At 62.2% G+C, this 9174-nt stretch carries 9 protein-coding genes; all 9 read left to right on the top strand.

All coding sequences use genetic code 11. The features are described 5' to 3' along the window. The first annotated feature begins 76 nt into the window (after positions 1–76). The 9 genes from Q1V51_RS08020 (at position 77) to Q1V51_RS07980 (ending at position 9060) form a co-directional block, all read left to right on the top strand. Positions 77–235: a Flp family type IVb pilin gene (locus Q1V51_RS08020; RefSeq protein WP_300529331.1), complete on the top strand. Its 159-nt coding sequence runs from the start codon at positions 77–79 to the stop codon at positions 233–235. Positions 236–378: 143 nt separating this feature from the next. Further along, positions 379–879: a prepilin peptidase gene (locus Q1V51_RS08015; protein WP_300555097.1), complete on the top strand. Its 501-nt coding sequence runs from the start codon at positions 379–381 to the stop codon at positions 877–879. 132 nt (positions 880–1011) lie between these two features. Further along, on the top strand, positions 1012–1830 hold the full coding sequence (gene cpaB / locus Q1V51_RS08010; protein ID WP_300555095.1) for a Flp pilus assembly protein CpaB: 819 nt from the start codon (positions 1012–1014) through the stop codon (positions 1828–1830). Between the two features lie 11 nt (positions 1831–1841). Further along, positions 1842–3299 carry a type II and III secretion system protein family protein gene (locus Q1V51_RS08005; protein ID WP_300555092.1) on the top strand — a complete coding sequence of 486 codons (1458 nt, stop codon included), beginning with the start codon at positions 1842–1844 and terminating at the stop codon, positions 3297–3299. 15 nt (positions 3300–3314) lie between these two features. Beyond that, positions 3315–3998, top strand: a complete 684-nt coding sequence (locus tag Q1V51_RS08000) for a CpaD family pilus assembly protein (protein WP_300555089.1) — start codon at positions 3315–3317, stop codon at positions 3996–3998. Between the two features lie 19 nt (positions 3999–4017). Beyond that, positions 4018–5562, top strand: a complete 1545-nt coding sequence (locus tag Q1V51_RS07995; protein ID WP_300555086.1) for an AAA family ATPase — start codon at positions 4018–4020, stop codon at positions 5560–5562. 6 nt (positions 5563–5568) lie between these two features. After that, positions 5569–7050 carry a CpaF family protein gene (locus Q1V51_RS07990; protein ID WP_300555084.1) on the top strand — a complete coding sequence of 494 codons (1482 nt, stop codon included), beginning with the start codon at positions 5569–5571 and terminating at the stop codon, positions 7048–7050. A 3-nt stretch (positions 7051–7053) separates the two neighbouring features. After that, positions 7054–8052, top strand: coding sequence for a type II secretion system F family protein (locus tag Q1V51_RS07985; protein ID WP_300555083.1), 999 nt, complete (start codon positions 7054–7056; stop codon positions 8050–8052). 60 nt (positions 8053–8112) lie between these two features. After that, the gene (locus Q1V51_RS07980; protein ID WP_366522721.1) at positions 8113–9060 is read left to right on the top strand and encodes a type II secretion system F family protein; all 948 of its coding nucleotides are present in this window, start codon (positions 8113–8115) and stop codon (positions 9058–9060) included. The last annotated feature ends 114 nt before the right edge of the window (positions 9061–9174 follow it).

Below are 9174 nucleotides of genomic sequence, written 5' to 3'. Positions count from 1 at the left end.
TTTAATGGGCATCGTTCAGGAGGGGTCGGGACGGATCGGCTCCTGATGGTGAGGTACCTACACGGGAGTAATAAAAATGAAGTTTGTTTCTCGCTTTTTCAAAGACGAATCTGGTGCAACCGCTATTGAGTACGGCCTGATCGCCGCTCTCATCGCAGTCGTGATCATCGGCGCTGTTACCGCGCTCGGCACCGGCGTCAGCGATAACTTCAACACGGTTGCCGGCGCACTCTAAGCCAGGCCAACCACTGTTGAGTGAAATGGCGGGGCCGTTCCGAAAGGAGCGGCCTCTGCTTTTTGTGCGCGGCTCGGCCCGCACGCCAACGCTCGGTTAAAACTCATCGGCTAGAGTGCCTTTGGAAGTATTCGGAGCGGTCAATGCTTGCGCAGATTTTCATCTACAGTTTTCTGGCGGCCATGCTGCTGGCGGCAGCCTTTGATGCCACGCAGTTCAGGATTCCCAACTGGCTGGCCGGCGGTGTCGCGCTCGGTTTTGTGCTGTTTCTGCCGTTTTCCGGTTTGAGCTGGGTCGGGATGGGGTTGCATCTCGGTGCCGGTTTCGTGGCGCTTCTGCTGGGAATGGCCCTGTTCGCCTCCGGCTGGATCGGTGGCGGTGATGCCAAGCTCTTCGCCGCGGCGGCACTCTGGTTCGGCTGGCCCGGATTGAGCGCTTTCCTGCTCGCCACCCTGCTGGCCGGTGGCGCGCTTGCCATCGTCCTGGTCATGGTCCGTGAAGGATTGCCACGCCTGGTCGGTGAGCCCGGCTGGGTCGAGGGCACATTGTTCGCCCGCGGAGCGCCGGTGCCCTACGGCATTGCCCTTGCGGCCGGCGCATTGTGGGCTGCACCCCAGTCCTGGCTGGCCATTTCGGGCATTTAAGCCAATCCGCTGCAGGATTTTAGGCGAATTCGCCCGATAGAACGGATTGAACCGGTATAATTAACGCGACTTTGAGGAATTCGGCGTCTGATCGCAATCGTGTTTTTGCGTCCTTGAGGTCCCGTAATTCCAATGAACGCGGTCCGAATTGCCATTCTTGTCGCCGCCGCGATCGCCGCGATCGCCGTGGCCTTCTTCGTGCGTCAGGCCATGACATCGCCGGCTCCGGTCGCGGTTCAGGTTGAAGAACAGCGCCCTGCCACCCGCGTCCTCGCGGCGCGCCAGGACCTTGCCGTCGGCGACCGGGTCAGCGCCTCCGACTTCTACTGGCAGACCTGGCCGGAAGAGGGCATGACGCCGGGCTATATCGTTGAAGGCCGAGGCCAGGACGCTTCTGATTTTGCCGGCTCTGTTGTGCGCGCCCAGATCCGCCAGGGTGAGCCGATCACGGGCCGCCGCCTCGTCCAGCAGGGTGATGCCGGTTTCATGTCGGCCGTGCTGTCGCCGGGTATGCGCGCTGTCGCCGTGCCGATCTCGGCCGACCGCGGTGCGGGTGGCTTCATTCTTCCCAATGACCGCGTCGACGTCATCGTGTCCTTCATCGAGGAAGACACGATGGGCATGTCGCGCAATTTCATGGCCCAGACCATTGTCGAGAACGCCCGTGTCCTGGCGATCGACCAGACCTTTGCCGAAGTTGATGGCGAAGGCTCGGTGGTCGGTGAGACCGCGACGCTGGAATTGTCCCCGGACCAGGCCCGTGCCGTTTCCATGGCGGTCATCCGCGGTGAAGTCGCGCTGGTCCTGCGGGCCCTGGCCGATGCCGAAGGCGGTCCGATGCTGGGTGACGGTATGACCCTGGGCGAAGCCACGGCCAGCAGCGAAGGCGCGACCGGTGTAACGGTAATCCGCTTCGGCCGCGTCATGGCCAGCGCCAGCGGGGAGCAATAGGGATGACCGGCATGATGCGTAATTTCGTCCTCGTCCTGGCTCTGGTCTTCGCACCGGCCCTGGCCCATGCCCAGAACACCGAACGCGGCAACACCATGCAAGTACATATCCGCGCGCCGGGTGAGGGACCTGTTTCTGAAGACCTCGATCTGCCGCTGAGCAAGGCTGCTGTCGTCCACCTGCCGGTCGATGTCGCTGATGTGCTGGTGACCAATCCCGATGTGGTTGATGCCGTCGTGCGCACGCCGCGCCGGGCCTATCTGATGGGCATGGGTGTCGGTCAGACCAATGCGTTCTTCTTCGACGCCAATGGCCAGCTGATCCTCGACCTCAACCTGCGCGTTGAGCGTGATCTCGAGCCTTTGCAGGACGCGCTGGAGCGTTTCCTGCCGGGTGCCCGGGTGCAGGCCGAGGCGATGAATGATCACATCGTCCTGTCCGGCTCTGTGCCGAATGCGGCCTCCGCGGATACCGCGCTGCGCATTGCCCAGCGCTGGGTCGATGATCCCGATTCCATCCTGTCCATGGTCAATATTGAAGCGCGCGACCAGGTGATGCTGAAAGTCCGCATCGTCGAAATGCGCCGCACGATCGCGCGTCAGCTGGGTGTGAACCTGTCGACCGCGGCGACCAGTGGCGAGTTCGATGTTCGCGTTGCCACTGACCATGAGTTTTCTCTGACCGGCCGCTTCCTGCGCGGTTTGCAGACGGCCTTCGACTGGACCAGCGGCAATAGCGGCGGTGTGAGCGGCGTGAGTGGCCTTCTTCAGGCCATGGAGCGCGTCGGCGTTGTGCGGACCCTGGCCGAACCGAACCTGACGGCGATTAGTGGCGAAAGCGCCAACTTCCTCGCCGGTGGTGAGTTCCCGGTTCCGGTCGGCCGCGACCGTGACGGCAATATCATCATCGAGTTCAAGCCCTTCGGTGTGGGTCTCGGCTTCACCCCGGTGGTGCTGTCGGAAGGCCGCATCTCCATGCGCATCTCCACCGAGGTGTCGGAGTTGTCGACCCAGGGCGCGCTGAATTTTGCCGAAAGCCTGGTCACCGACGATAGCGGCGCCGTGGTCGGTACGGTGGAAGGCCTGACCATACCGGCACTGAGCGTCAGCCGCGCCGAGACCACGGTCGAATTACCCTCTGGCGGCAGCCTGGTTCTGGCCGGTCTGATCCGAGAGGAAACCCGCCAGAATCTCGATAGCGTCCCCGGCGTGGAAAATATCCCGGTCCTCGGCTCGCTGTTCCGCAGCCGCGACTATGCCAACCAGGAGACCGAGCTGGTCGTGCTGGTCACGCCCTACCTGGTCGATGCGACCAATCCGAACGAGATGGCAACGCCGGCCGACGGTTTCCAGGCCGCTACGGAAGCCGAGGCCCTGCTGTTTGGCCGCCTCAACCGCGTCTACGCGGTTCCGGGTGCGGACACTGAAGGCCAGGGCTGGAACGGCCCAGTCGGCTTCCAATTCGAATAGGTGGGAGGAGCAAAGATGAAAACAAAAATGCTCAAATCCGCAATCCTGGCACTGGTGCTTTCGACCGCGCTCGCGGCCTGCGCCACGACCGATAATCGTGAGGTTGTTTCTGGCCTCGGACTGCCGGCCCCGAGCGCGCAGGCCGAGACCTATCGCTCGAGCATGGTCATCGACCCGCGCGATAATGGCCTGACCTGGGCCCAGGAAGCACAGCTCGCCGCCATTGCCGACGAATACAAGGTGCGCGGTCACGGCCCGCTGGTGATCAGCTATCCGCATGGGGCGGCCAATGAGCAAGCCGCCATGCGCGCGCTCGCCAATGCCCGGACCTATCTCTATGACGCCGGCATCAACTGGCGCCAGATTTCCGGCGGCACCTATCTGGCTGACGGCAATGAGAACGGCGCCCTGGTGTTCTCCTTCGTGCGCTACGAGGCCGTGGGCCCCGATTGTGATATGGAATGGCATAACCTGGCGCTGGAGCTGGATAATGAACATCATCCGCGCTTCGGCTGCGCCCTGGCCACCAATCTTGCTGCGATGATTGTCGATCCGCGCGATCTGATCATGGCGCGCGACGCGGATCCGGTTGATGCCGGCCGCCGCCAGGAGGTCATCGAACGGTATCGCCGCGGCGAATCCACCACCTCTCAGCGTAGCGAATATGAAAGTGGCGCTGTTTCACGGGTCGGGAACTAGGGGGACGAAAGGAACGAGCATGGCTGACGCAAATCGTGCCCTTGATGATGACGGTTTCTATGACGACGAAGACCCGTTCATGGACGCATCTGACGTTGAACGTCTTATGCTGGGCGAAGCAACCCGCGAAGAGCTTGAGGCTCAGCAGGCAGGAACCGATACCGGACACCGTTTCGGGGCCAGCGAGCTGGCCGACGACACCGGTTTTGAAGGCGCCGAGGATCCATTCCTTGACGCCGAGGCCGTGGTCGAAGAGGCGGCTGCGGTCGAGGAAGACCTGACCAATCCGCTCTTTGCCGAGCTGCAGAGCGAGCTGGCGGACGGACTGATGCCGGCCGAGCCGATGTATGGCGAGATCGATGACGAGATCTCGGCCCAGCCGGTGCCGCGCATCACCATTGGTGCCTTCTGCGAGCGTCCGGAAACCGGTGCCCTGATGACCACGGTCGGCGAGGATCGCCGCCTGGCCAAGGCGCACCTGAAGATCGATATGGGCGGGCTGCCTGCCGCCATTGAGCGCTATCATGACGAGACCACGCCGAACCTCTTGATCATCGAGACCGGCATGCGGGGTCGCGGCCTGTTCGAACAGCTCGAACACCTGGCCGGGGTCTGCGATCCCGAGACCAAGGTGGTCATCATTGGTGCGACGAATGACATCACGCTCTATCGCGAGCTGATCAAGCGCGGAGTGAGCGAATATCTCGTGCCGCCGATGACGCCGCTGAACGTTATTCGCACCGTGTCCGAACTCTTCCTGGACCCGGACCAGCCCTTCGCCGGCAAGACGATCGCCTTTATCGGTGCCAAGGGTGGTGTCGGCTCCTCGACGATCGCTCACAACTGCGCCTGGGCGCTGACCGAGAGCCTGGCCCAGGACGCCGTCCTGATGGACATGGACCTGTCCTGGGGCACGGCGGGTCTCGATTTCAATCAGGATCCGGCCCAGACGCTGGGCGATGCCCTGTCGGAACCGGATCGTCTTGATGATGCGCTGCTCGACCGCCTCCTGGTGCGCTGTACCGACCGGTTGAGCCTGTTCTCCGCACCGGCGACGCTGGATCGCGACTGGGATTTCTCGCCGACCGATTACGAGATGGTGCTGGAAAAGGTCCGCCGTCAGGCGCCCTTCATCACCCTCGACCTGCCGCATGTCTGGACGCCCTGGCTGAAACAGACCCTGCTGGCCGCCGATGAGGTTGTGGTCACGGTGACGCCGGATCTGGCCTCCCTGCGCAACGCCAAGAACCTGTTCGACCTTGTCGCCGGGTCGCGCCCCAATGACGAGCCGCCGAAAGTCGTGGTCAATATGGCCGGCATGCCCAAACGCCCCGAAATCCCGCTCAAGGATTTTGCCGACGCGCTGGGCACTCCGCCGGTCCTGGTCATGCCGTTCGAGCCGCAATTGTTCGGAAAGGCCGCCAATAACGGCCAGATGATCAATGAGGTCGACCCGAAGTCGAAGGCGGCCGACGGGTTTGGCCATCTCGCCAGCCTCGTGACCGGCCGCACGCCGGCCGCACCGCGCCGCAAGTCTTTTATTTCCAAGATGTTCGGAGGCTAATCGAGCATGTTCGGCAAGCGCGCCGGTGGCCCGACAGCCCCGGCACCCCGGAAAGAGCCGGTTCCACCGGCCACGACGACCGAAACCCGCCCCAAGCCGGAGGCGGGTTCGGCACGTCCGGGTGAAACGGCGCAAATAGCGCCAAAGCCTGCTGCTGCGCCCAAGCCCAAGCCGAAAAAAGCCGCGCGCCCGGCCGGTGATAGCGGTAATCGCTCCGAAGAATATTACGCGATCAAGACGACGATCTTTAATGCCCTGATCGACACCATCGATCTGGGTCAATTGGCGCGTCTCGACCAGGACACGGCCGCAGAAGAAATCCGCGACATCGTCACCGAGATCATTTCGATCAAGAACGTCGCCATGTCGATCGCCGAGCAGGAACAACTGCTCCAGGACATCTGTAACGACGTTCTCGGCTACGGTCCGCTGGAACCGCTGCTGGCCCGCGACGACATTGCCGACATCATGGTCAATGGCGCCGACAACGTCTTCATCGAGGTCAATGGCAAGGTCGAGAAGACCAATATCCGCTTCCGCGATAACGGCCAGCTGATGAATATCTGTCAGCGGATCGTGAGCCAGGTCGGCCGCCGGGTCGATGAAAGCTCGCCGATCTGTGACGCCCGCCTGATGGACGGGTCGCGCGTCAACGTGATCGCGCCCCCGCTGGCGCTGGATGGTCCGACGCTGACCATTCGTAAGTTCAAGAAAGACAAGTTGACGATGGATAATCTCGTCAACTTCAACTCGATCACGCCGGAAGGCGCGAAGGTTCTCGGCGTTATCGGCGCCAGCCGCTGTAATGTGCTGATCTCCGGCGGTACCGGTTCGGGGAAGACGACGCTGCTCAATTGTATGACCGGTTTCATCGAGGAAGATGAGCGCGTCATCACCTGTGAGGACGCCGCCGAGCTGCAGCTGCAACAGCCGCACGTGGTGCGTCTCGAGACCCGCCCGCCCAACCTTGAAGGTCAGGGCCAGGTGACGATGCGCGATCTGGTCAAGAACTGCCTGCGTATGCGCCCGGAACGGATCATTGTCGGTGAGGTGCGCGGCCCCGAGGCGTTCGATCTGCTTCAGGCCATGAATACCGGTCATGACGGTTCGATGGGCACGCTGCACGCCAACTCGCCGCGTGAAGCCATGTCGCGGATCGAATCCATGATCACCATGGGCGGCTATAACCTGCCGGCCAAGACCATTCGCGAGATGATCGTCGGCTCGATCGACGTCATCGTCCAGGCGGCCCGCCTGCGCGATGGCTCGCGCAAGATCACCCATATAACCGAAGTGGTCGGTCTGGAGGGTGAGGTCATCATCACCCAGGACCTCTTCGTCTACGAAATCCAGGGCGAGGATGCCGACGGCAATATCGCCGGCCGTCATTGTTCGACCGGTATCGCCCGCCCGAAATTCTGGGACCGTGCCCGCTATTTCGGTCTCGATCGCGAGCTCGCTCAGGCGCTCGACGCCTCGGAGGCCTAAGCCATGAATTCAGACATCGCCTTTCTGGTCGCTGCGCTCGCCGCCTTCTTCGCTGTCGGCGGTGTGGGCTGGGTGGCGGCTGGCGCGATGGGCGATGCGCAGGCGAAAAAGCGCATGAGTCGCGCGGTCGGCGGTACCGGCGGTGCTCAACGCGGCCGGCGTCAGAGCGGTCCCCAGGACCAGGCCGCCCAACGCCGGCGTCAAATCGCGGAATCGCTGAAAGACCTGGAACAGCGCCAGAAGGACGCGCGCAAGAAGAAGGTCTCGTTGAAATCACGCATCCAGCAGGCCGGGATGGAGTTTTCCCCTTCGGCATTCTGGATTGGCTCTGCCGTGGCCGCAATGGTCATGGCCGCGATCGCTTTCCTGACCGGCCAGTCGCTGCTGGTTGTCGGCGGACTGGCCGTGGTCGGCGGTCTCGGCCTGCCGCGCTGGTGGCTGGGCTTTTTGTGTGGCCGCCGTCAGAAGGCCTTCACCCGGGAATTTGCCAATTCGCTAGACATCATCGTGCGCGGTGTGAAATCCGGCCTGCCGCTCAACGAATGTCTCAAGATAATCGCCGAGGAGAGCCCGGACCCGGTCGGTTCGGAATTCAAGCAACTGGTCGAGGGCATCGCCGTCGGTGTGTCGCTGGAAGATGGCCTCAACCGCATGTGTGACCGCATGCCGCTGCCGGAGATCAACTTCTTCCGGACCGTGCTGGTTATCCAGCAAAAGACCGGTGGTAACCTGGCCGAGACGCTGGGCAATCTCTCTAACGTGCTGCGCTCGCGCAAGCTGATGCGCGAAAAGATCGGGGCCCTGTCCTCGGAAGCCAAATCCTCCGCCGCCATTATCGGTTCGCTGCCGCCGGGCGTGCTCGGCATCGTCTATGCCACCACGCCGTCCTATATGAGCGCGATGTTTGTCCACCCGACCGGCCAGCTGATGCTGCTGGGCGGGCTGACATGGATGTTCATCGGCATCATGGTCATGCGCGGCATGATCAACTTCAAGATCTAGGGTGGTCGGGTCTTGGATATCAGCTTCATCGAAATCCGGAACTTCCTGACCGACCCGCAAATGCTGGTCGCGCTGATTGCTGGCATTCTTGTCTTCGCCACCATTGTGACGCTGACCTCGCCGGCCATGGGCGGCGACAAGCTCGACAAGCGGATCAAGGGTGTCCAGAACCGCCGCGAGGAGCTGCGTCGCAAGAGCCGTGAACAGCTAGAGCTGGATGCGGCGAGCAAGCAAAACCGCTCGATCCGCGAAATCGAAGCCAAGGGCGTGATGCGCAAGGTCGTCGACTCGCTCAACCTGCAAAAGGCGTTCGAGGACCCGGCCTTGCAGGACAAGCTGCAACAGGCTGGCCTGCGCGGTAACCGGCCCGCCGTTGCCTTCTACTTTTTCCGCCTGGCCTCGCCGATCATCCTGCTGGCCGGTGCGCTGTTCTATCTGTTCGCGGTCAATGATTTCGGCCTGCCAACGATCACGCGCTACTGCTTTGCCTTCGGTATCGGCCTGTTGGGCTATTATGCACCGAACCTCTATCTTCAGAACATCGCCGCCAAGCGTCAGCAATCCATCATGGGTGCCTTTCCCGACGCGCTCGACCTGCTGCTGATCTGTGTCGAATCGGGCATGTCGATCGAGGCGGCCTTCCACAAAGTGTCCACGGAGGTGGGCACGCAATCGGTCGAACTGGCCGAGGAATTGTCCCTGACGACCGCCGAGCTCGCATATTTGCAGGACCGGCGCAACGCCTATGAGAACCTCGCCAAGCGCACCAATCATCCCGGTGTGAAGGCGGTGTGTACGTCCCTGATCCAGGCCGAACGCTATGGCACGCCACTCGGCCAGGCCTTGCGGGTCATGGCAAAAGAGAACCGGGATATGCGCCTGGCTGCGGCCGAAAAGAAGGCTGCATCGCTTCCGGCCAAGCTGACCGTGCCGATGATTGTGTTTTTCCTGCCGGTACTGTTCGTGGTTATTCTTGGTCCGGCCATAATCCGCTTCAATAGTCTGTGACGAAAGTGATTTGGCGCGCTATTTGAATAGTGAGCCTTCATGTTGCACAGGTGGACCCAGCCCATGTTTTCCGGGCGCAAATCGGCGGAGAAACGTCGCGAGCAGATCGAGACC

Origin of the sequence: Maricaulis sp., from assembly GCF_030149235.1 — a bacterium.
In the GTDB taxonomy this organism is placed as follows: domain Bacteria; phylum Pseudomonadota; class Alphaproteobacteria; order Caulobacterales; family Maricaulaceae; genus Maricaulis.
Note: the sequence above shows the minus strand (reverse complement) of the source record. Positions and strands in the feature narration are given on the sequence as shown.

Excerpts from the sequence above, each read along its gene's own strand:
- Q1V51_RS08020 (WP_300529331.1), top strand. The coding sequence starts at position 77 with ATGAAGTTTGTTTCTCGCTTTTTCAAAGACGAATCTGGTGCAACCGCT.
- Q1V51_RS08015 (WP_300555097.1), top strand. The coding sequence starts at position 379 with ATGCTTGCGCAGATTTTCATCTACAGTTTTCTGGCGGCCATGCTGCTG.
- cpaB (WP_300555095.1), top strand. The coding sequence starts at position 1,012 with ATGAACGCGGTCCGAATTGCCATTCTTGTCGCCGCCGCGATCGCCGCG.
- Q1V51_RS08005 (WP_300555092.1), top strand. The coding sequence starts at position 1,842 with ATGATGCGTAATTTCGTCCTCGTCCTGGCTCTGGTCTTCGCACCGGCC.
- Q1V51_RS08000 (WP_300555089.1), top strand. The coding sequence starts at position 3,315 with ATGAAAACAAAAATGCTCAAATCCGCAATCCTGGCACTGGTGCTTTCG.
- Q1V51_RS07995 (WP_300555086.1), top strand. The coding sequence starts at position 4,018 with ATGGCTGACGCAAATCGTGCCCTTGATGATGACGGTTTCTATGACGAC.
- Q1V51_RS07990 (WP_300555084.1), top strand. The coding sequence starts at position 5,569 with ATGTTCGGCAAGCGCGCCGGTGGCCCGACAGCCCCGGCACCCCGGAAA.
- Q1V51_RS07985 (WP_300555083.1), top strand. The coding sequence starts at position 7,054 with ATGAATTCAGACATCGCCTTTCTGGTCGCTGCGCTCGCCGCCTTCTTC.
- Q1V51_RS07980 (WP_366522721.1), top strand. The coding sequence starts at position 8,113 with ATGCTGGTCGCGCTGATTGCTGGCATTCTTGTCTTCGCCACCATTGTG.